At 72.7% G+C, this 21222-nt stretch carries 21 protein-coding genes and 1 pseudogene; 13 read left to right on the top strand and 9 right to left on the bottom strand.

The window, feature by feature from the left end; translation table 11 throughout:
* Positions 1-312: 312 nt before the first annotated feature.
* From IF83_RS0114445 to moaA, 3 genes are all read left to right on the top strand, one after another.
* Positions 313-678: a DUF485 domain-containing protein gene (locus IF83_RS0114445; RefSeq protein WP_030544565.1), complete on the top strand. Its 366-nt coding sequence runs from the start codon at positions 313-315 to the stop codon at positions 676-678.
* Positions 675-2312 (top strand): solute symporter family protein, encoded by a 1638-nt coding sequence (locus IF83_RS0114440; protein ID WP_030544564.1) that lies wholly within the window; start codon positions 675-677, stop codon positions 2310-2312. The genes IF83_RS0114445 and IF83_RS0114440 overlap by 4 nt, the downstream gene beginning before the upstream one ends.
* Before the next feature lie 182 nt (positions 2313-2494).
* A complete protein-coding gene (gene moaA / locus IF83_RS0114435) occupies positions 2495-3484 on the top strand; it encodes a GTP 3',8-cyclase MoaA (RefSeq protein ID WP_030544563.1) in 990 nt (329 codons plus the stop codon).
* A 69-nt stretch (positions 3485-3553) separates the two neighbouring features.
* Here moaA and IF83_RS35640 read toward each other — a convergent pair.
* Positions 3554-3814: pseudogene (locus tag IF83_RS35640) on the bottom strand (hypothetical protein); the annotation flags it as partial.
* Positions 3815-4134: 320 nt separating this feature from the next.
* On the bottom strand, positions 4135-4521 hold the full coding sequence (locus IF83_RS0114425) for a DUF3099 domain-containing protein (protein ID WP_030544561.1): 387 nt from the start codon (positions 4519-4521) through the stop codon (positions 4135-4137).
* A 214-nt stretch (positions 4522-4735) separates the two neighbouring features.
* On the opposite strand from IF83_RS0114425, the gene IF83_RS0114420 reads away from it, so the two are divergent.
* Positions 4736-5017 (top strand): GlsB/YeaQ/YmgE family stress response membrane protein, encoded by a 282-nt coding sequence (locus tag IF83_RS0114420; protein WP_030544560.1) that lies wholly within the window; start codon positions 4736-4738, stop codon positions 5015-5017.
* Between the two features lie 148 nt (positions 5018-5165).
* On the opposite strand, the gene tyrS is transcribed toward IF83_RS0114420, so the two are convergent.
* From tyrS to IF83_RS0114405, 3 genes are all read right to left on the bottom strand, one after another.
* Positions 5166-6581 (bottom strand): tyrosine--tRNA ligase, encoded by a 1416-nt coding sequence (tyrS, locus tag IF83_RS0114415; RefSeq protein WP_030544559.1) that lies wholly within the window; start codon positions 6579-6581, stop codon positions 5166-5168.
* Between the two features lie 62 nt (positions 6582-6643).
* Positions 6644-8056 carry a metallopeptidase TldD-related protein gene (locus IF83_RS0114410; protein WP_030544558.1) on the bottom strand — a complete coding sequence of 471 codons (1413 nt, stop codon included), beginning with the start codon at positions 8054-8056 and terminating at the stop codon, positions 6644-6646.
* On the bottom strand, positions 8053-9579 hold the full coding sequence (locus IF83_RS0114405) for a TldD/PmbA family protein (protein WP_030544557.1): 1527 nt from the start codon (positions 9577-9579) through the stop codon (positions 8053-8055). Before IF83_RS0114405 ends, IF83_RS0114410 begins: the two co-directional genes overlap by 4 nt.
* A gap of 448 nt (positions 9580-10027) precedes the next feature.
* Here IF83_RS0114405 and IF83_RS0114400 point away from each other — a divergent pair, with 448 nt between their 5' ends.
* From IF83_RS0114400 to IF83_RS0114385, 4 genes are all read left to right on the top strand, one after another.
* Positions 10028-11155 carry an ABC transporter permease gene (locus IF83_RS0114400; protein ID WP_030544556.1) on the top strand — a complete coding sequence of 376 codons (1128 nt, stop codon included), beginning with the start codon at positions 10028-10030 and terminating at the stop codon, positions 11153-11155.
* Positions 11152-11922, top strand: a complete 771-nt coding sequence (locus IF83_RS0114395) for an ABC transporter ATP-binding protein (protein ID WP_030544555.1) — start codon at positions 11152-11154, stop codon at positions 11920-11922. Before IF83_RS0114400 ends, IF83_RS0114395 begins: the two co-directional genes overlap by 4 nt.
* A 53-nt stretch (positions 11923-11975) precedes the next feature.
* Positions 11976-12599, top strand: a complete 624-nt coding sequence (locus IF83_RS0114390) for a TetR/AcrR family transcriptional regulator (RefSeq protein WP_051722772.1) — start codon at positions 11976-11978, stop codon at positions 12597-12599.
* A 144-nt stretch (positions 12600-12743) separates the two neighbouring features.
* Positions 12744-13286 (top strand): DUF1648 domain-containing protein, encoded by a 543-nt coding sequence (locus tag IF83_RS0114385; protein ID WP_030544553.1) that lies wholly within the window; start codon positions 12744-12746, stop codon positions 13284-13286.
* A 49-nt stretch (positions 13287-13335) separates the two neighbouring features.
* On the opposite strand, the gene IF83_RS0114380 is transcribed toward IF83_RS0114385, so the two are convergent.
* Together IF83_RS0114380 and IF83_RS0114375 are read right to left on the bottom strand one after the other, a co-directional pair.
* Positions 13336-13704: a VOC family protein gene (locus tag IF83_RS0114380; RefSeq protein ID WP_030544552.1), complete on the bottom strand. Its 369-nt coding sequence runs from the start codon at positions 13702-13704 to the stop codon at positions 13336-13338.
* 92 nt (positions 13705-13796) lie between these two features.
* Positions 13797-14252: a VOC family protein gene (locus IF83_RS0114375; RefSeq protein ID WP_030544551.1), complete on the bottom strand. Its 456-nt coding sequence runs from the start codon at positions 14250-14252 to the stop codon at positions 13797-13799.
* An 82-nt stretch (positions 14253-14334) separates the two neighbouring features.
* On the opposite strand from IF83_RS0114375, the gene IF83_RS0114370 reads away from it, so the two are divergent.
* On the top strand, positions 14335-14964 hold the full coding sequence (locus IF83_RS0114370) for a CGNR zinc finger domain-containing protein (protein WP_030544550.1): 630 nt from the start codon (positions 14335-14337) through the stop codon (positions 14962-14964).
* Here IF83_RS0114370 and IF83_RS0114365 read toward each other — a convergent pair.
* The gene (locus IF83_RS0114365) at positions 14930-16429 is read right to left on the bottom strand and encodes an IMP dehydrogenase (RefSeq protein WP_030544549.1); all 1500 of its coding nucleotides are present in this window, start codon (positions 16427-16429) and stop codon (positions 14930-14932) included. The genes IF83_RS0114370 and IF83_RS0114365 overlap by 35 nt on opposite strands.
* A gap of 327 nt (positions 16430-16756) precedes the next feature.
* Positions 16757-17428: an enoyl-CoA hydratase-related protein gene (locus tag IF83_RS0114360; RefSeq protein ID WP_030544548.1), complete on the bottom strand. Its 672-nt coding sequence runs from the start codon at positions 17426-17428 to the stop codon at positions 16757-16759.
* 536 nt (positions 17429-17964) lie between these two features.
* Here IF83_RS0114360 and fabG point away from each other — a divergent pair.
* The 4 genes from fabG to IF83_RS0114340 all read left to right on the top strand — a co-directional run bounded on the left by fabG (position 17965) and on the right by IF83_RS0114340 (position 21109).
* On the top strand, positions 17965-18684 hold the full coding sequence (gene fabG / locus IF83_RS0114355) for a 3-oxoacyl-[acyl-carrier-protein] reductase (protein ID WP_030544547.1): 720 nt from the start codon (positions 17965-17967) through the stop codon (positions 18682-18684).
* Between the two features lie 5 nt (positions 18685-18689).
* Positions 18690-19460: an enoyl-ACP reductase FabI gene (gene fabI, locus IF83_RS0114350; protein WP_030544546.1), complete on the top strand. Its 771-nt coding sequence runs from the start codon at positions 18690-18692 to the stop codon at positions 19458-19460.
* Between the two features lie 387 nt (positions 19461-19847).
* The gene (locus IF83_RS0114345; RefSeq protein ID WP_037680012.1) at positions 19848-20267 is read left to right on the top strand and encodes a hypothetical protein; all 420 of its coding nucleotides are present in this window, start codon (positions 19848-19850) and stop codon (positions 20265-20267) included.
* Positions 20268-20413: 146 nt separating this feature from the next.
* Positions 20414-21109, top strand: coding sequence for a DNA alkylation repair protein (locus tag IF83_RS0114340; RefSeq protein WP_030544544.1), 696 nt, complete (start codon positions 20414-20416; stop codon positions 21107-21109).
* The last annotated feature ends 113 nt before the right edge of the window (positions 21110-21222 follow it).

Below are 21222 nucleotides of genomic sequence, written 5' to 3'. Positions count from 1 at the left end.
AGCCGCCGGACGCGTTCGCGCTGGTGACCCCGCGTGCCAGAAGAATGACCGGAACCGGAGGGCGAAGCGGCCCCGCGCCGCCGTACGGCCGTCGGCCGCAAGAGGGGCAAACGGCCCTGATCAGCGTGTTCGCCGGGTAACGATGAGGTGATCCACCGCTGGTCGGAGCGCCCGTCGGCAGATCATGCGAAATTGAAATGACAACCCTCTGTTCGAATGGCTGAGAACGCGCCTAACATGCCGAGTCCGGCGCCGAAGTGATCTGTCACTCAGTGCCAACGTTCCGTCTCAGCTACACCCACTGGAGAGCCCGTGGACACCGCATCGCCCCCGCCCCAGGGGAACGACTACACGCAGAGAGCGGCGCTCGGCGCCGTGGCGTACCGGGAAGCACAGGAGAGCGCAGAGTTCGCCGACCTGCGCCACGCACACCGCTCCTTCGCGTTCCCGCTGACCATTGCCTTCGTCACCTGGTATCTGCTGTACGTCCTGCTGTCCATTTACGCGGGCGGCTTCATGGGCACCAAGCTCGTCGGGAACATCAACGTCGCCTTCGTCCTCGGCGTGGCGCAGTTCGTGAGCACCTTCCTCATCGCCTGGTGGTACTCCCGCCACGCCGAGTCGAAGCTTGACCCGAAGGCCGACGCGATCAAGGCCCGTCTGGAGGGTCAGGCATGAGAACTCTCTCCCTCGACACGGCCACGGTGCTGGCCGCCGGTGACGCCGGTGAGCACCGCGTCCTGATCATCAGCCTCTTCGTGGCCTTCGTCCTCGCCACCCTGGGCATCACCATCTGGGCCGGCCGGCAGACGAAGGACGCCACCGACTTCTACGCCGGCGGCCGCTCCTTCACCGGTTTCCAGAACGGTCTGGCGATCTCCGGCGACTACATGTCGGCGGCGTCCTTCCTGGGCATCGCGGGCGCCATCGCCCTCTTCGGATACGACGGCTTCCTCTACTCCATCGGCTTCCTCGTCGCCTGGCTGATCGCGCTGCTGCTCGTCGCCGAGCCGCTCCGCAACTCCGGCCGGTTCACCATGGGTGACGTGCTGGCCTTCCGGATGCGGCAGCGCCCGGTGCGCACCGCCGCCGGTGTCTCCACCATCGTGGTCTCGATCTTCTACCTGCTCGCCCAGATGGCCGGCGCGGGCGCCCTGGTGGCGCTGCTCCTCGGCATCACCTCCGAGGCCGGCAAGATCTCGATCGTGATCCTGGTCGGCATCATGATGATCCTCTATGTCGCCATCGGCGGCATGAAGGGCACCACCTGGGTCCAGATGATCAAGGCCGTCCTGCTGATCGCGGGTACGCTCCTGATCACGGCGCTGGTCATGTTCAAGTTCAACTGGAACATCTCCTCGCTGCTCGGCGCGGCGGCGGAGAACAGCGGCAAGGGCGCGGCCTTCCTGGAGCCCGGCCTCAAGTACGGCGTCAGCTCGATGACGAAGATCGACTTCATCTCGCTCGGTCTCGCCCTCGTGCTCGGCACCGCCGGTCTGCCGCACATCCTGATCCGCTTCTACACGGTGCCGACCGCCAAGGTCGCGCGGAAGTCCGTCAACTGGGCCATCGGCATCATCGGCGGCTTCTACCTGATGACCATCGCCCTGGGCTTCGGTGCCGCGGCGCTGCTCAAGCAGGAAACGATCATAGAGTCGAACGCGGCGGGCAACACGGCGGCACCTCTCCTCGCGCAGGAGGTCGGTGGCGGCGCGGGCTCCGCGGGCGGCGCCATCCTGCTGGCCGTCATCTCCGCGGTCGCCTTCGCCACCATCCTCGCGGTGGTCGCCGGCCTGACCCTGGCGTCCTCGTCGTCCTTCGCGCACGACCTGTACGTCAACGTCATCCGCAAGGGCAACGCCTCCGAGAAGGAGGAGGTCCGCGCGGCCCGTCTGTCGACCATCGGTATCGGTGGCGCGGCCATCTTCCTCGGTGTGTTCGCCCGTGACCTGAACGTGGCCTTCCTGGTCGCGCTCGCCTTCGCGGTCGCCGCCTCGGCCAACCTCCCGACCATCCTCTACAGCCTCTTCTGGAAGCGCTTCACCACCCAGGGCGCGCTGTGGTCGATCTACGGTGGTCTGGCGTCCTCGGTGCTGCTGGTGCTCTTCTCGCCGGTCGTGTCCGGTGCGCCCAGCGCGATGTTCCCCGACGTCGACTTCCACTGGTTCCCGCTGGCGAACCCGGGCCTGGTCTCCATCCCGCTGGGCTTCCTGCTCGGCTGGATCGGCACCCTGGTCTCCAAGGAGCAGCCGAACATCGACAAGTACGCGGAGCTGGAGGTGCGTTCCCTCACCGGTACGCACGCCCACTGATCGCTCTGTGATCGCATAGCACCGCACCCGCGAGGGTGAGGGCGGCCCCACCACGGTGGCGGGGTGCGCGGTACCGGTGGACAGCTCGTTTGTCACCGGAGTCGCGTACCCTGCACGGAACGGAGCCCGGAGCCTCGGCCCGGCCTCCGCGTCCGCAGGATTCCGTGGGAGGGGCCGCCTTCATGCTCATCGACACCTTCGGACGGGTCGCCACCGACCTGCGCGTCTCCCTCACCGACCGGTGCAATCTCCGCTGCACCTACTGCATGCCCGAAGAGGGCCTCCAGTGGCTCGCCAAGCCGGAGCTGCTCACGGACGACGAGATCGTCCGGCTGGTCGGCATCGGCGTCACCGCGCTCGGGATCGAAGAGGTCCGCTTCACCGGCGGCGAGCCGCTGCTCCGCCCCGGGCTGGCCGGGATCGTCGAGCGCTGCGCCGCCCTGGAGCCCCGCCCCCGGATGTCCCTCACGACCAACGGCATCGGGCTGGAACGCACCGCCGGCGCCCTGCGCGAGGCCGGCCTCGACCGGGTCAACGTCTCCCTCGACACCCTGCGCCCCGAGGTCTTCCGCACCATGACCCGCCGCGACCGCCACCGGGACGTCCTGCGCGGCCTGGAGGCCGCCCGCGCCGCCGGCCTCGACCCCGTCAAGGTCAACGCCGTCCTGATGCCGGGCCTCAACGACGGCGAGGCACCCGACCTGCTCGCCTGGGCCGTCGAACAGGGCTACGAACTGCGCTTCATCGAGCAGATGCCGCTCGACGCCCAGCACGGCTGGACCCGGGACGGCATGATCACCGCCGGAGAGATCCTGGCGAGCCTCCGCACCCGCTTCGACCTCACCGCCGAGGACGAGGGCGAGCGCGGCTCCGCGCCCGCCGAACGCTGGCTGGTGGACGGCGGCCCGGCCCGCGTCGGCGTCATCGCCTCCGTGACCCGCCCCTTCTGCCGGGCCTGCGACCGCACCCGGCTCACCGCCGACGGCCAGGTGCGCACCTGCCTGTTCGCGCGGGAGGAGTCCGATCTGCGCGGCGCCCTGCGCTCCGGGGCCCCGGACGAGGAGATCGCCCGGCTCTGGCGCACGGCGATGTGGGGCAAGAAGGCCGGTTCCGGCCTGGACGATCCGTCGTTCCTCCAGCCGCAGCGCCCGATGTCAGCGATCGGCGGCTGAGGGGCCGTTTTCCCCCCTGCCCGCACGGCCTCCGCCGTCCCCGCCGTCCCCGGCCCCTGCCGTTTCCCCGTCCGCCGGGGCGCTCTCCCAGTCGGCGAACGGCACCACGTCCTTGAGGAAGCCGCGGACCCCGAGGAACGACGACAGATGCTCGCGGTGCTCCTCGCAGGCCAGCCAGGTCTTGCGCCGCTCCGGCGTGTGCAGCTTCGGGTTGTTCCAGGCCAGCACCCAGACGGCCGGGGCCCGGCAGCCCTTGGCGGAGCACGGGGGAGGGCCGTCGCCGGAGCGCTCGGCGCGCGGGAGGAGCGGGGGGTCCTGGGGAGCGTTCACAGGCCAAGACTAGGCGCGGGGGTGCGGGAAGCCGCCGGGCGGGGTGGCCGCGGAACGCGAGCGGCGATCCGCGGAACGCGAGCGTGACCCACGGAACGGAAGCGGAGCGGCCGGTTCGGACATGACGACGCCGGGCAGCCACGGGGGGAGCCGCCCGGCGTCGGTCCGTCGCCCCGACGGGGGATGCGGAGCGCGTACGCAGTATGGCACGGCGGACACACGCCGGTGCACTGGAACCGCATGATTGATCTGAGCATTTCTTGAGCTTGGCGGACCGTTTCACCGGCCGCGGCGGAGCGGTCCCGCTCAGCCCGCCCCGCTCAGCCCGCCCCGCCCGGCCCCCGGTCCTCCGGGGCACCGGCCGGCCCCGGCCCGGATTCCGGCGCGGATTCCGCCCCGCCGCCCACGGGCCTGCCCTCCAGCACCGGCCGGACCGGCTCCGTCAGATACGCGGACGGCAAGGAAACGGCGTTCTCCCGGCCCCCGTTGGCGATCACCACGGCGATGTACGGCAGCAGCACGCCCAGCACGAGCGCGACCACCGCGACATGCCGTTCCACATTCCACAGGACCGCGGCGAGCACCACCGAGACCGTGCGCACCGACATCGAGATCACATAGCGCCGCTGCCGCCCCCGCACATCCTCGGCCAGCCCCTGGCGGGCACCGGTGATCCGGAAGACCTGCGCCTCGTTCTTCTTCCGCATCGCGTTCCACCACCTGAGTCCGTGCCGGGCACCCCGAGACCGGCGTTCTGTCCACGGTACGCCGGAACGGCCCGGGATCACCCACCGGGTGCCGGCTCCTCCCGCCGTGCGGCACTGCGCCGGACGGCGTAGCGCTCCGTCCGACATGCGGCGTAGGGAAACCGGGCGGAGACTGGCGGGGTATGGGTTCATCCCGTCGTACGAGGAGGAGACCATGGGCTGGTTGTGGGCGATTGTCCTGGGCCTGGTCCTGGGCGTGCTCGCCCGGGGCATTCTTCCCGGGAGGCAGAACATCCCCCTTTGGCTCACCGCCATCTGCGGCATGCTCGGCGCGCTGGGCGGCAACGCCCTGGCCCGGGCGGTCGGAGTGGAGACGACCAGCGGCATCGACTGGTGGAGGCACGCCTTCCAACTGGCCGGCGCCATCGTGGTCGTCGCCCTGGTGGCCCCGCTCTGGGCCAAGATGCGCGGGAGGCACTACCGCGAAAGGGCCTGAGGCATGAGGAGAGAGCCGACGACGGCCCGGTGCACGCTTCGCGCACCGGGCCGCCGCCGGACTCGGGCCGTGCCCGTCACTTCTCCGGACTCACACCGTGCCGGCGTCTCTCCGGATCCCACGCCGGGCGCCGGTCACCCAGGCGGGTTCACGCGTCCGTCACCCGGGCGAGCTTCCGCCCCGCCTTGAGGTAGATCTCCGCGGCGCCGATGGCCCCCGCCTCGGACAGCGCCTCGGCCAGCACCTCGCCCAGCGGGCGGGCGGCCGCGGCCTCGGAGAGGACGACGGCCTTCTGGCCGTTCTCGGTCTCCACGACCAGCCGCAGCCCGTTCTGCTTGGCGATCCGCCGCGCGGCCGAGACGCTGGGGGTGAACTCCAGCACCTTCGTCAGGACCACCGCCACGGTCTCGGTGCCGTGCTCGGCCACGTCCACCCCCGGCAGCTCCCCGACGTCCGAGAAGCTCCGCCGCGAGAACTGCGCGGTGAAGCCGGCCCGCGCCGCCATCGCCGCCTCCACCCCGTGGAGCGCCGCGACCACTTCGCCCGCCAGCACCTTCTTGAGGTCCATCGGGTGCAGCGAACGGTCCGCGACCCGGCCGAGGGCGAGCTCGATCTCCTCGTCCGTCCACTCCGTCCACGCCTTGAGGTACGGCTCCATCAGCCGGTCCGGCACCGACATGATCTTGCCGAAGACGTCGTCGGCCGCGGCGGTCAGCCCCACGTAGTTGCCCTTGGACTTGGACATCTTGGCGCCCGTGCCGTCCGTGCCCTCGATCAGCGGCATCGTCAGCACGAGCTGCGGCCGCTGCCCGCGCAGCTCCATCAGCTTCCGGCCCATCTGCAGATTCAGCAGCTGGTCCGAACCGCCCACCTCCACATCGCAGTCCAGCGCGACGGAGTCCAGGCCCTGCGCGATCGGGTAGAGCAGCTCCGACATGGTGAGGCCGGAGCCGGCGGCCAGCCGGTTGCGGAAGTCCTCCCGCTGGAGCAGCTGGGAGACCGGCACCTGGGAGAGCAGCCCCAGCAGCTCCGGGAAGGTGTACGGGGACAGCCACTCGCTGTTCTGCCGGAAGCGGACCTTCTCGAAGTCGAAGAACGGCCGCACCTGCTGCCGGTACCCGGCGAGGTTGGCGGCGATCTCCTCGTCCGTGAGCGGCGGGCGCTCCGCCGTACGGCCCGAGGGGTCGCCGATCTTGGCGGTGAAGTCCCCGATGAGCAGGGTGACGTCGTGGCCCATCCGCTGGAAGCGGCTGAGGACGATCACCGGCACGGCGTGCCCCAGATGCACATCGGCCGCCGTCGGGTCGATGCCCAGCTTGATGTGGAGGCCCCGGCCCTCCGCGCGGCGCTCCTCGATCCGCGCGGCGAGCTGCTCCACCCCCGGCAGCACCTCGACCGAGCGGGCGGTGATCAGCTCCGCCTGCTCTTTCGCCGAGAGGTCCGACAGGTCGAGATAGCGCCTGGCCTTCGTCTCCGTGAGCAGCCGCTCCACGGCCTGGTCGGAGGAGAGGTCCTGCGCCAGCAGTTCGCTGGTGCGCGTGACGGAGTCGCCGAGGCGTGTCATCGTGTCGTTCCCGCGGATCGAAGGGGAGAAGAGGTCGGGGGTCAGTCTAGAGGGGCCCGCTGTCACACCCCCTGGCTGACCGAGCTCATGTGGAAGTCCGGGACGCGCAGCGCCGGCATGGCGGCACGGGTGAACCAGTCGCCCCACTCCCGGGGCAGGGTGCGCTCGGTGATCCCCGCCTCGGTCGCCCGGCCCAGCAGCGAGACGGGCGACTCGTTGAAGCGGAAGTTGTTCACCTCGGCGGTCACCTCGCCCTTCTCGACGAGATAGACGCCGTCCCGGGTCAGCCCGGTGAGCAGCAGCGTCGCCGGGTCCACCTCGCGGATGTACCAGAGGCAGGTCAGCAGCAGGCAAGGCCCGTCGTGCCCGGAGGCCGCCACCATCTCGTCCAGCGAGCGGCTGCCGCCCGCGTCCAGGATGAGGTTGTCCATGCCCGGGGCGAGCGGCAGACCCGTCAGGCCCGCGCTGTGCCGGGTGGTGATCAGCCGGTTCAGCTCGCCGTTGCGCAGCCACTCGGTGGGCTCCAGCGGCAGGCCGTTGTCGAAGACGGAGGCGTCGTCGCCGGAGGAGTGCGTCAGCACGAACGGGGCCGATTCCAGGCCGGGTTCGCGCGGGTCGCTGCGCAGGGTGAGCGGCAGCTCCGACAGCTTCTCGCCGACGCGGGTGCCGCCGCCGGGCCTGGAGAACACGGTGCGGCCCTCGGCCGCGTCCCGGGCCGCGGAGGACCACTGCTGGTAGATCAGCAGATCGGCCACGGCGGTGGGCGGCAGCAGCGTCTCGTAACGGCCGGGGGGCAGCTCCGTGCGGCGCTCCGCCCAGGCCAGCCGGCGCGCCAGCTCCTCGTCCAGGGCGAGCGGGTCGACGTCGCGGAAGTCGCGGGTGGGGCGGCCCGCCCAGGCGGAGCGGGTGCGGTCCGGGGACTTGGCGTTGAGTTCGAGCGTGCCGGTCGGCTGGTCGTGGCGGAGGCGGAGACCGGTGGAGGTGCCCAGGTAGCTGGAGGTGAGGTTGTGGGCGGCGAACCCGTACAGCTCCCGGCCGCCGGCGCGGGCCCGCGCGAAGGACTCCCCGAGCGCCGGGGCGAAGGCCGCGAAGACCCCGGAGGACGTCTCGGCCGGTGGCTCGGTGAACTCCGGCGCCTCCGGCACCCCTTCGACCAGCGGCTGGGCGTCCTCGGCCGGGCCGGCCTCCCGCGCCGCGGCCTCCGCGGCCCGTACCAGCGGCTCCAGGTCGTCCGCGGTGACGGCGGAGCGCGAGACCACGCCGGAGGCGGTGCCCTCCGCCCCGCCGACGGTGGCGATGACGGTGAGGGTGCGGCCCCGGGTGACGCCGTTGGTCGTCAGGGCGTTGCCCGCCCAGCGCAGATTGGCGCCCGAGTGCTCGTCGGCGATGACGACGCAGCCGTCGGCGCGGGACAGCTCCAGCGCGCGCTCGACGATCTCGTGCGGCTTGTTGCTCGCCGGATTCCCCGTGCTCATCGACCGGCCTCCTGCGTCGTGTTGAGAATGTTGACGCCCTCGAAGAGGGCCGAGGGGCAGCCGTGCGAGACGGCCGCGACCTGCCCCGGCTGGGCCTTGCCGCAGTTGAACGCGCCGCAGAGGAGATACGTCTCCGGGCCGCCGACGGCCTTCATCGAGCCCCAGAAGTCGGTGGTCGTCGCCTGGTACGCGACATCGCGGAGCTGGCCGGCGAGCCGCCCGTTCTCGATCCGGAAGAAGCGCTGCCCCGTGAACTGGAAGTTGTAGCGCTGCATGTCGATGGACCAGGAGCGGTCCCCGACGACGTAGATCCCGCGCTCCACCCCCGAGATCAGCTCCTCGGTCGACGGGCCGTCCGGCGCGGGCCGCAGCGACACATTGGCCATCCGCTGGACGGGCACATGGGCGGGGGAGTCCGCGTAGGCGCAGCCGTTGGAGCGTTCGAAACCACTGAGCTTCGCGATACGGCGGTCGAGCTGGTAGCCGACGAGCGTGCCGTCCTTCACCAGGTTCCAGGACTGGGCCGCCACGCCCTCGTCGTCGTAGCCGACGGTCGCCAGGCCGTGCTCGGCGGTGCGGTCGCCGGTGACGTTCATCAGCTCCGAGCCGTAAGCCAGCCTGCCGAGCTGGTCGAAGGTGGCGAAGGAGGTGCCGGCGTACGCGGCCTCGTAGCCGAGGGCGCGGTCCAGCTCGGTGGCATGTCCGATCGACTCATGGATGGTGAGCCAGAGATTGGTGGGATCCACCACCAGGTCGTAGCGGCCGGCCTCGACGCTCGGCGCGCGCATCTTCTCGGCCAGCAGCTCCGGGATCTCGGCCAGCTCGGCGTCCCAGTCCCAGCCGCCCGCGCCGGTGAGGTACTCCCAGCCGCGCCCGACGGGCGGCGCGACGGTCCGCATCGACTCGAACGCGCCGCTCTCCGGGTCCACGGCGACGGCGGTCAGCTCCGGGTGCAGCCGGACGCGCTGCTGGGTGGTCGTGGTGCCCGCGGTGTCCGCGTAGAACTTGTTCTCGTGGACGGTGAGGAGCGAGGCGTCCGCGTGGGCGACGGAGGCGGCGGCCAGCAGCCGGGAGCTCCACTCGGCGAGCAGCCCGGTCTTCTCGGCGTCCGGCACGGTGAAGGGGTCGGTCTCGTAGGACGACACCCAGGTGCGGTCGGCGTACACCGGCTCCATGGCCAGCTCCACCCGCTCGTCCGAACCGGCGGCCGCGATCACCCGGGCCGACAGCTTGGCCATCTCCACGGCCTGGCTCGCGACCCGGGCCGCCGCGTCCATCGTCAGGTCGACCCCGGAGGCGAAGCCCCAGGCCCCGCCGTGCACGACCCGGACCGCGTAGCCCAGGTCCGTGGTGTCGGACGATCCGGCCGGCCGGGCGTCCCGCAGCCGCCACGCGGCGCTGCGCACCCGCTCCAGCCGGAAGTCCGCGTGCGTGGCACCCAGCGCGCGGGCCCGCGCCAGCGCGGCATCGGCGAGCGCGCGCAACGGCAGCGCCAAGAACGACTCATCGACCTCATGGGGCACGGGCGTCTTCCCTTCGTCTCGTGTCATGGCGCACTGCCGTGGGTCACCGTCCGGCAGCAGTGAATCACGGTGAGGAGGCGTGGGGCTTCTCCATTACCCGGCTGACGCCCGGTGTGCCGTGGGCGCGGTGGTGCGGTACGGCTCTGTCGACCGGGCCTCCCCGTGCCCTTGGGCCTCGCCCGGGTTTCGTGCACCGCCCTGCGGCGGCTCCGTGCGGCGGGGGTGCCGACAGTCGTGTCGGGAAGAGCGCCTATGATGCCGACAGGCATGTCGTCAAAGTTCGGCAAAGTCCGTGCCCGGTGAGCCCGGTGTGTCCGGTGTGCCCGTGTCTCCGTCCGCGTCCGCGTGCCCAGCGGCAACGGGGCGAGGGGCGGCGGGGCTCCGGGTCCGTCGGGGCGGGCCGGGCGGCGGCCGCCGCGTCATCCGCGTCCCCCACCGGGAGTCCTCCGTGTTCCTCGCCCTCCGCGACCTGCGGTTCGCCCGCGGCCGCTTCGCCCTGATGGGCGCCGTGGTCGCGCTCATCGCCGTCCTCGGCGTCCTGCTCTCCGGCCTCGCCTCCGGGCTGGCCGACGCGGGCATCTCCGGCCTGCGCGCCCTGCCCACCACCCACATGGCGTTCGACGCCAAGGCCACCAGCGAGCAGTTCTCGCGCTCCACCGTGGAGCAGGAGGACTGGCGGGCCTGGGCGGAGGCGCCCGGCGTCGAGCGCGCCGAGCCGTTCGGCAACGCCCTCGCCAACGCCGAGGTCACCGAGGGCGCCGCCAAGGGCGCCTCCGTCAACCTCGCCGTCTTCGGCATGGAGCCGGACTCCGCGCTCGCCCCCGCACCCGCCACCGGCAAGGGGCTCGCGGACGGCGGCAACACCATCGTCATCAGCGAGGAGATCGCCGACGAGGGCGTCCGCGTCGGCGACGTCCTCACCGTCGACAAGAGCGGGATCGAGCTGACCGTCACCGGCACCGTCGACGAGAAGGTCTCCTACGGCCACATCGGCGTCGTCTACGCGAGCCTCGACACCTGGCGCCACGTGCACTACGGGCTCCCCGGCGAACTCCCCGTCTCCGCCCGCGAGCAGGCCACCGCCGTCGCCCTCACACTGGAGCCCGGCGCGGACACCGCCGCCGTCGAGCGGGCCACCGGCACCCGTGCCGACACCATGGAGCAGGCGTACGGCGCCTCGCCCGGCTACCTCGCCGAGTCCAGCACCATGGCCCTCATCAAGGGCTTCCTCTACGCCATCTCCGCCCTGGTCGTCGGCGCCTTCTTCACCGTCTGGACCGTCCAGCGCAAGGCCGAGATCGCCCTGCTCAAGGCCCTCGGCGCCTCCACCGGCTACATCCTGCGGGACGCCCTCGCCCAGGTCGTCGCCGTGCTGCTCGGCGCCACCGCCGCCGGTACGGCCGTCGGGCTGGCCCTCGGCAGCGCCATGACCGGCAAGGCGCCCTTCACCCTCTCCGCCCCGGCCGTCGCCACCGCCGCCGGGCTGCTCATCGGCCTCGGCACCCTCGGCGCCGTCGTCGCCATCCGCCGCATCACCGCCGTCGACCCCCTCACCGCGCTGGGAGCCAACCGATGACCACCTCCGCCACCGGCCCCGCCGCCAACGCCACCACCGCCGCCGACGCCACCGGCCCCGCCGTCTCCCCGGAGCGCCGGGAGCACGACGGGACGCCAGGCCTGTGCCTCTCCGGCGTCACCCTCGCGCTCGGCGACGGGGACACCGCGGTCACCGCCCTGGACGGCGTCTCGCTGACCGTCGAGCCGGGGGAGTTCGTCGCCGTCGTCGGCCCCTCCGGCTCCGGGAAGTCCAGCCTGCTCGCCGTCGCCGGGGGACTCCAGCGGCCCGCCTCCGGCACCGTGGAGGTCGCCGGCACGGAACTCACCGCGCTGAGCGACAAGGAGCGCACCGCCGCCCGCCGCCGCCACATCGGCTTCGTCTTCCAGCAGGCCAACCTGCTGGCCTCGCTGACCGTCCGCGAACAGCTCCTGCTGCCACTGCACATCGACGGCCGACTCGACGCGGCGGCGCGGGCCCGCGCCGACGAGCTGATCAAGGCGGTCGGCCTGACCCTCCGGGCCGGCGCCCGGCCGCACCAGCTCTCCGGCGGGGAGCGCCAACGCGCCGGACTCGCCCGGGCGCTGATGACCTCCCCGGCGGTCCTGCTGGTGGACGAGCCCACCTCGGCGCTGGACCGGGTCCGCTCCACCGAGGCCGTACGGCTGCTCGCCGAACAGACGCACGAGCGGGGGACGGCCACGGTCATGGTCACCCACGACTCGGCGATACTGGACGCCGCCGACCGTGTGTACGAGATGCTGGACGGCCGCCTGACGACCGCCTGAACCGACCCACCGATCCGCCGGTGCCGCCCGCGCCCGGCTCTGGAGACCCCGGAATGCCGAAGATCAGCGCCGCCACCGTCGCCGAGCACCGCGCCCGCCAGCGGGAGGCGCTGATCGAGGCGGCCGTGGACATCCTGGTCGCGGAGGGCGCCACCGCCGTCACCCCGGCGGCGGTCGGCGCCCGGGCGGGGCTGGCCCGTTCCAGCGTCTACCAGTACTTCGACTCGGCCGCCGCCCTGCTGGCCACCATCATCGAAGAGGCGTTCCCGCGCGCCAACGCGGCCCTGGCCGATGCCCTCGCGGCGGCGGACGGCCCGGCGGCCCGTATCGACGCGTACATCGCCACCATGGTCCGGCTCGGTGCGGACGGCGCCCACCGGCCCGCCGCCGCCCTGATGGCCTCGGAACTGCACCCCGCCTGCCGGGAACGGCTGATGGAACTCCACCACGAACAGGCCGCCCCGCTCCGGGACGCCGTACGGGACCTGGGCGTTCCCGACCCCGGCCTCACCGCCGACCTCCTCGGCGGACTGCTGCACGGCGCCCTGACGGCCGTCGACCGCGGCGCCCCGGCCGATGCGGTGCTGGCACGCACGCTCTCCCTGGTCCACGAGGGCCTGGCCGGAACCGGGCCGCACCGCCCGGGCCCCGCAGGAGCGGACGGCACCGCCCGCTGAGGGCGCCCACGCCTTCCCCGCACGACCACGCGCACAGCCCCGCACCGCATACGGGGCCCGCACCGGACACGCTGCCCCGTCGACGCCGGACCCACCGCGGCCACCGCGACCGCCCTCACGGCCGTCACCAGGAAGGAACCCCGCATGAGTGACGAACCCCGGCCGCCCTTCCCGCGGTTGTGGCTGCTTCCCGGCCTCGCCGTGCTCCTCGGGCTGACCGTCTGGGGCATCGCCGCCTACCCCGGGCTGCCCGAGCGGCTGCCGCAGCACTTCGGGCCGGGCGGGGTGGACCGGTGGGCGGAGAAATCCGTCGCCACCGCCTTCATCCCCGTCTTCGTCCAGGCCGGCGTCATGGCGCTGATGGCGGGCACGGCGGTGGCCACCCTCCGCATGAGGCCGCGCGACGAAGCCGCCACCGGGCCGGAATCCGCGTGGGTGCGCCTGCTGAACCGGCCGGGCAGCCGCGCCTCCGCCCTCCGGGTCGCCAAGGCCACGCTGTTCCTCGGCTTCTGCATCGGCCTCACCACCGCCGCGACCGGCGCGGTCATGTGGCGCACGGAGGAACGGACGGACGTGCCGCCGCTGCTTCTCCCGGCCGCGCTGCTCCCGGTTCTGGCCGGGACCGCCGTCCTGGTCGTCGTCGCGGTCCGCGACCGGTCGGCCGGCGGGCGGGCCGGCGCCCGGTGACCCGGGGCCGGCCACGTCCGGTGCCACGGAGGCGAGGGGATGCCGGCCCTCAGCCGTGGCTGGTGTCGATCACGCAGAAGCGGTTGCCCTCCGGGTCGGCGAGCACGATGAAGTCCGGGTCCTCGGGATAGCGGTCCCAGTCCACCCGCTGGGCGCCGAGCGACAGCAGCCGGTCCACCTCGGCGGCCTGCTCGGCCGCGTCGGCGGCGTACAGGTCGAGATGGGTCCGCGGGTGGTCCCGCGCGGGAGTCTCGCTGACGGTCAGCGCCAGGCCGGGGCCGGGGCGGCCGGCCGGGATCAGCACGGCCCACCCGTCCTCGACGGGCTCCCGCAGCACGTACCCCAGCGCCTCGCCCCAGAAGCGCACCGCGCGCTCGACATCGGACACACCCATCACGACGGTTCCGAGAGTCACCATGGCTGTCTTTCCGGTCGGCCGCGCCGTGTCCCAAACCGTTTGGGGCGTGCGCGCGTTGAGGGTGAGGGGGTACGAGCCGGACACCGGCCGCCTCAGTTGACGCAGAACTCGTTGCCCTCGGGGTCGGCCATGACGACCCAGCTGCCCGAGGGCTCGTCCACGGTGTGCCGCACGGTGGCGCCCAGTCCTTCCAGCCGTGCCACCTCCGCGTCGCGCTGCCCCGGGGCGAAGTGCAGATCGATGTGGAGCCGGTTCTTGACCGTCTTCGGCTCCGGGACGGCCTGGAAGAGCACGCGGCGGCCGAGCCCGGCGCCGGTGTTCTCGTCCACCGGGTCCTCGGGGTGGCGCACGGCGGCGAGGGTCCGCCATGCCTTGCGGCCGTCGACCACGGTCCAGTCGTCGTCGCCGACGATGCCCGTGCCCGAGGCGATCAGCCGCTCGATGAGCGCGCTGTTGTCCTCCTGCTCGTAGCCGAGGGCCTCGGCCCAGAAGCGGGCGAGGCGCAGGGGGTCGGCGCAGTCGACGACGAGTTTCCAGTGCACGGCCATGCGGTCCTCCCGGGTCCGGCGGGGCTCCGTTCCGGCTGTCTCCGGCTCCGGCCGTCTCGCCGTAACCACATATACTGGTTACATGAGCGAGGCGGCAACCGGTTTGGTTCTTCAGGCGCGGGACGGCGCCCGTTTCCGCTTCGACCCGGGTGCCCTCTGCCTGGAATTCCTCACCACCGGCGGACCGGGCCCGCTCTCCCGCTTCGAGGCGCTGCACGGTCCCAGGGACCTGGCCGACTGGCTGGCCGTCTCCCGTCTCGGCGTCGACCCCGGCGAGGTCCGGACCGGTCCCGATGACGCGGCCGCGGGCCGTCGGCTCCGCGACGCCCTGTGGCGCCTGGCCCGCGCCGTCATCGCGGGCGGTCCACTGCCCTCCGGAGATACGGACGAGGTGAACCGGGCGGCGGCGCACCCGGCCCTCGTCCCGCGCATCGCCCCGGACGGGGCGCGTGCCTGGGCCCCGCCGGTCACCGGCGCCCAGGCCCTCTCGTCCATAGCCCGGGACGCGGTCGACCTGCTGACCGGCCCCGACGCCGGCCGCGTCCGCGAGTGCGGTGCCGGTGACTGCCCGCTCGTCTTCGTGGACCTGTCCCGTTCCGGCCGCCGCCGCTGGTGCTCCATGGAGCGCTGCGGCAACCGCCACAAGGTCCGCGCCCTGCGCGCCCGCCGCGAGCCGGTCAGGACACCGTCCCCGGGGTCTCCCGCAGGGTGACGTTGGCGTGGCTCTCCTGGAAGCTCTGGTCCGAGACGAGGGTCAGCCGGGCCGTGGACCGGAACTCCGGGAGGGTGGCGGAGCCGCAGGAGACCATCGTGGTCTTCAGCTTGGCGACGGTCAGGGCGAGCCCTTCGTCGAGGTCGCCCGCGTAGGGGACGTAGCCGTCCACGCCTTCCTCGAAGACCAGCCCCCGGCCGCCGCCCTGGCCGTAACGCTGCCAGTTGCGCGCCCGGTTGGAGCCCTCGCCCCAGTACTCCTTGACGAAGCCGTCACGGGTCGGCAGCTTCGCGCCGGCCGCCTGGTCGAAGCGCGCGAAGTAACGGCCCATCATGACGAAGTCGGCGCCCATCGCGAGCGCCAGGGCCACGTGGTAGTCGTGCACCAGCCCGCCGTCGGAGCAGACCGGCACGTACGCGCCGGTGCGTTCGCGGAAGGCGTCCCGCGCGGCCGCGACGTCCAGCACGGCGCTGGCCTGGCCGCGGCCGATGCCCTTCTGGTCCCGGGTGATGCAGATGGAGCCGCCGCCCACCCCGACCTTGACGAAGTCCGCTCCCGCCTCGGCGAGGAAGGTGAACGCCTCACCGTCGACGACGTTGCCGCCGCCGGCCGGGATCTCCGGATAGTGCTTCTTCACCCAGGACAGCGCCTGCGCCTGCCAGTCGCTGTAGCCGTCGGACGAGTCGAAGCACAGCGCGTCCGCGCCCGCCTCCAGCAGGGCCGGGACGCGCTCCCGGTAGTCGTGGGTGTTGATGCCCGCGCCCACGCGCAGGCGCTTGTCGGCGTCCACGAGCTGGTTCGGGAAGCGCTTGTTGTCCGCGTAGTCGGAACGGAACACCAGGTGCTGCAGGTGGCCCCCGGCGTCCAGTACGGGGAGGCAGTCCAGTCGTTCGTCCCACAGCCGCGCGTTGGCCTCGGACAGCGTGATCTCGGGGCCGGCGTGGGCCAGGTCGGCGATGGTGGTCATCCGGCTGCTGACCGGCCCGTCCAGGCCGTGGCGCTGGGGGTGGAAGTCGCGGGAGGTCACCAGACCGAGCAGGCGGCCGGTCGCGGTCCCGTCGTGGGTGACCGCGGCGGTGCTGTGACCGGTGCGGCGCATGACCTCGGTCAGGAGGCCCAGGCTGTCGTCGGGGCGGACGTTGGTGTCGCTGGTGACGAACCCGGCCTTGAAGTTCTTCACCTGCCGGACCGCCGCGGCCTGGTCCTCGATCGGCTGGTTGTGGTGCAGGAAGCTGAGGCCGCCGTTGCGGGCGAGCGCGATCGCGAGTTCGGGTGTGCTGACGGCCTGCATGATCGCGGAGGTGAAGGGGGACCGCAGCTCGATTGCCGGCGCCTCGCCCGCGACGTGCCGGACCAGGGGGGTTCGCAGGTCGACCGTCGCGGCCGAGCAGTCGGTCCGGGTCCGGTTGGGCAGCAGCAGGAACTCGTTGAACGTCCGTGAGACCTCGGCGATGATCTGTGCCACTTGTTCCTCCTGACCCGTCGGCCGGAGCCCGGTGCCCCGCCGTGAGGATCGCCCCCCGGGTCCCGGAACGGGCAGGCAGAGACCGGCACGGCGGCCGTGGAGGTGTCATCGGCCGCGGCAGAGCCCTGACCGGCCCGCGGATCGAACGGGGTGCGGTCGTGACCCGGCACCTTATCGATCAACCCGGCCGCCGCACGAATCGTGTCCGTCGCGGCTGCCGCCGGGTGAGGGCTCAAGGCCGCGGGGCGAGCGCGGCGGAACGGGAGGGCTCTTCACCGGGACACGCGCCCCGCCCGGCGGCAGTCCGCCGCAGGGCGGGGCGGAGGGTCAGCCGAGCGGGTTCTCCTTGTCGCGCAGGGCCTCCAGGGCGGGCGCGTACATGCGGGACTTGATGGTGTCGAGGGTGGGGCCGGCCTTCGCCGTCAGGGCTCCGGCGATCTCCAGCGCGGTCGCTCGCACCGCGTCCTCGTCCACCGCGCGGTCGACGATGCCGGCGGCGAGGGCGTCCCGGCCCCCGTAGCGGCGGGCGGTGGTCATGGACTCGTGCGCGGTCTGCGGGGTCAGCCGGGCCTGGATCAGCGCGGACATGCCCGGGGTGAACGGGATGTTGATGTCGGCCTCGGGCAGGCACCAGAAGCCGCGGTCGGCCCGCATCACGCGGAAGTCGTGGGCCAGGGAGAGCATCGCGCCGGCGGCGAAGGTGTGGCCCTGGAGCGCGGCCACGGTGATCACCGGCAGGGACAGCATCCGCGCCAGGAGTTCGTGGACGGAGACGACGTAGTCCTGGTGCTGCTCGGGATGCGCGAACAGCCAGTCGAGATCGAGGCCGTTGGAGAAGAACTTGCCCGTCGCGGCGGTGACCAGGGCGCGCGCGCCATCCGCCTTCTCGACCTCGTCCAGCGCGGCGTTGACGGAGGCGATCCAGTCGGGGTGGAAGCGGTTCTCGGTGTCCCCGATGTCGAGGATGAAGACATCGTCCTGGCGGTCGAGCGTGGGCATGGGGACTCCTCGGGCTGGGGCTGGGGCTGGGGCTGGGGCTGGGCTGGGCGAGGTCGAGCGGGGAAGGGGTGACGTCATCGGCGCGCGCCACCGCCGGGTCCGGGACCCTCCGACCCCGGTCACGGAAACTACCAATGGGTAACTTATGGTGCGCCCCGGAGAACAGGCAAGAGGCGGCATGCCCGCGTCCGTCCGCCGCCGTGTGCGGCGCGGTGGCGCGTGGAGTGCGAGGCGCGGGGATTACGGGGCCCGCACCGGCGTCCCGCTTGTATGACGCGGATCACAGGCCGGGCGGCGCCGGACCGGGTGCGGGGCGCGGTCCGGCCGGGCCCTTCGGACGTCTGTCCAGACCGGACGCCCCGGCGGGCGCCCCGGACCCGGGTGGCCGGCCGGCCGGGGAGAGGCGGCCCGGGCGCGGGGTTCTGTAGGGATCCAACAGAGAGCGGCGGAACCCCCTGTCGGGGGCGGGACCCCCTCCGCGCGGCCGGGGCCGATAGTTTCGGGGAGACCCAGTCCGCTATCGAAAGGGTGATCCGTTGAGCCGCTCGGTTCTTGTCACCGGAGGAAACCGGGGCATCGGCCTCGCCATCGCCCGTGCCTTCGCCGACGCGGGGGACAGCGTCGCGTACACCTACCGGTCGGGCGAGCCGCCGGCCGAACTCGCCGAGCTGGGCTGCCTGGCGGTGAAGTGCGACATCACCGACCCCGAGCAGGTGGAGCAGGCGTACAAGGAGATCGAGGAACGGCACGGCCCGGTGGAGGTGCTCGTCGCCAACGCCGGTGTCACGCGCGACCAGTTGCTGATGCGGATGTCCGAGGAGGACTTCGGCACCGTCGTGGAGACCAACCTCACCGGCACCTTCCGCGTCGTGAAGCGCGCCAACCGCGGCATGCTCCGGGCCCGCAAGGGCCGGATCGTGCTGATCTCCTCGGTGGTCGGCCTGATGGGCTCCGCGGGGCAGGCCAACTACGCCGCCTCCAAGGCCGGACTCGTCGGATTCGCCCGCTCGATCGCCCGGGAACTGGGCTCCCGCAACATCACCTGCAATGTCGTCGCGCCCGGGTTCGTCGACACCGACATGACCCGCGTGCTCAGCGACGAGCAGCGGCAGGGCATCGTGAAGCAGGTGCCGCTCGGGCGTTACGCCCGGCCCGAGGAGATCGCCGCCTCGGTCCGCTTCCTCGCCTCGGACGAGGCCGCATACATCACCGGAGCCGTCATCCCCGTCGACGGCGGATTGGGCATGGGTCACTGAACGTCATGAGTGGAATCCTCGCAGGCAAGCGCATCCTGGTCACGGGTGTCCTCACCGAGTCCTCGATCGCCTTCCAGGCCGCCAAGATCGCCCAGAACGAGGGCGCCGAGGTGATCCTGACCGGCTTCGGCCGGCTCTCGCTCGTCGAGCGGATCGCCAAGCGGCTTCCCAAGCCCGCGCCCGTCATCGAACTGGACGTGACCAACCAGGAGCAGCTCGACGGGCTCGCGGAGAAGATCCGCGAACACCTCGGCGAGGACGCCGCCCTCGACGGCGTCGTGCACTCGATCGCCTTCGGCCCCCAGGGCGCGTTCAACTTCCTGGAGGCGGACTGGGAGGACGTCGGCACGGCCGTGCACGTCTCCGCGTACTCGCTGAAGTCGCTGACCATGGCCTGCCTCCCGCTGATGCCGCGCGGCGGCTCGGTCGTCGGCCTCACCTTCGACGCGCAGATCGCCTGGCCGAAGTACGACTGGATGGGTGTCGCCAAGGCCGCCCTGGAGTCGACCAGCCGCTACCTCGCCCGCGACCTCGGCGCGAAGAACGTGCGCTGCAACCTCATCTCGGCCGGGCCCATCAAGTCCATGGCCGCCAAGTCCATCCCCGGCTTCGAGGAGCTGGCGGACGTCTGGAACCACCGCGCGCCCATCGGCTGGGACCTGGCCGACCCGGAGCCCGCGGGCCGGGGGGTCGTCGGACTGCTGTCCGACTTCTTCCCGAAGACAACGGGAGAGATCGTGCACGTCGACGGCGGTGTGCACATGATGGGCGCCTGAGCGCCGCCGTCCCCGGCGCTCGCCGCCCCGCATCCGGCGCCCACCACACGCGCCGACGCCCCGGACCCCGCCACAAGCGGGGGGCGGGGCGTCATGCGTCACGGGCGGGCGCGGGCGAGCGGGAGCGGATCAGGCGGACGGGCGCGGGTCCCGGGCGGGCGGGGGCGCGGTCCTTTGGGTGCGGGCCGACGCGGGCCGGGCGCGTGCGGGTCCGGGGCGACGGCCGGGCGCGACGGCGTCATGCGTTCGGAGTACCAGGCCGGGCGGCGGGCCACCGAGGGCGCGCACGCTGGGAGCACGCGCCCCCGGGCGCGGCGTACGGAGGTGCGGCAAGGGCGTCCGGTCACGGCCGGCCCGGCCGCCCCGGCGCGGCCGAGGAGGTCCGGAATGTGTGCTCCGTGCCGTCATCCGCTGGCGACCGTCCTGATCGCGGCGGTCGTTCTGGTCTCTCCCGCGGCCGCCGCCGCGGCGCTCGCCGCCGGGAAGGGGCCGGCGGGCGCGGACGGCCGTGAGCGGCTGTCCGCGGCGCTCCTCCGGCCGGCCGGTGACGCGGGGGAGGGCAAGCGGCAGCGCGCGTACCGGGCGGGGTGCCGTACGGAGGTCGAGGGCTCGCAGGCCACGGTGTACTGCCACAACCCGTACCCCGTGGTCGACCGGGTGCGGCTGCACGTGGAGTGCGAGCAGTGGTGGGACCTGGACGTGGACACGCGCCCCGTCGAGATAGGGCCCGCGCAGACGGCGGAACTCACGGCCCGCTGCTGGAAGACCATAGGGAGCGCCTGGGTCACCCACGACGTGCTGCGGTGACGCCGCCGGACACCGCGCCGTTCCCCGGGGTGTGCTCGTCCGAGCGGTCCTCGCCCGTTCACGGTCGCGCGGCGGGTACGTGACGGGCGCGCCCCCGGCAGGGGAGCCGGGCGGGGGCGCTGGGCGCTGCGCTAGCGTCCGGGTGCATGACGACGTCCTCACTCGACCGGTTGAGGTCCGAGCTCCGGGATCTCGCCGATCCGCGGGTGCGTGCCCAGCACGAGCGGGTGCTCAGCCCCGCGGACGACGATGAGCTGCTCGGCGTGCGGGTCCCGGTCCTGCGCGGACTCGCCCGGGTGTACCGCGAGTTGACGCTGGACGAGGTGGACGCGCTGCTGCGCAGCCGGGTCCACGACGAGCGGTTCGCGGGGCTGCTGGTGCTGGCGGAGCAGATGCGCACCGCCCGTGGCGTGGAGCGCAAGACGCTGGTGGACTTCTATCTGGCGCGCACCGACCGCGTGGACAACTGGGATCTGGTGGACGGATCCGCACCAGTCGTACTGGGGCCGTGGCTGCTGGAGGAGTCGCTGGAGGTCCTGGACCGGCTGGCCGGGTCACCTTCCCTGTGGGAGCGGCGGATCGCCGTGCTGGCCACGCTGGCGCTGATCCGCGCCGGCCGTTACGAGCCGACCTTCTCGCTGGTGCTGGCACTCCGCCGGGATCCGGAGCCTCTCATTCACAAGGCGCTGGGGTGGATGCTCCGGGAGATCGGCCGTCGCGACGAGCGGGTGATGGCCGGCTTCCTCGACCGGCACGCCCCCGAGCTGCCGCGGGTCACCGTCCGCCACGCGACCGAGCGCCTGGAGCCCGGAGAGCGGGCTCGGTTCGTCCGCCGCCGTTAGGCCCTGTCTGGCACATCCCGCCTGCTCCGCGGCGTCTGGCACGCACGCTCGCCGCGTTGTCGATCGTCGGCGCAGCACGCTGCGCTCTCCTCCTCCGCCTTGCGATCGCACGC

Source organism: Streptomyces albus subsp. albus, assembly GCF_000719865.1.
GTDB lineage: Bacteria > Actinomycetota > Actinomycetes > Streptomycetales > Streptomycetaceae > Streptomyces > Streptomyces albus_E.
This window is presented reverse-complemented; position numbering and strand designations above follow the sequence as displayed.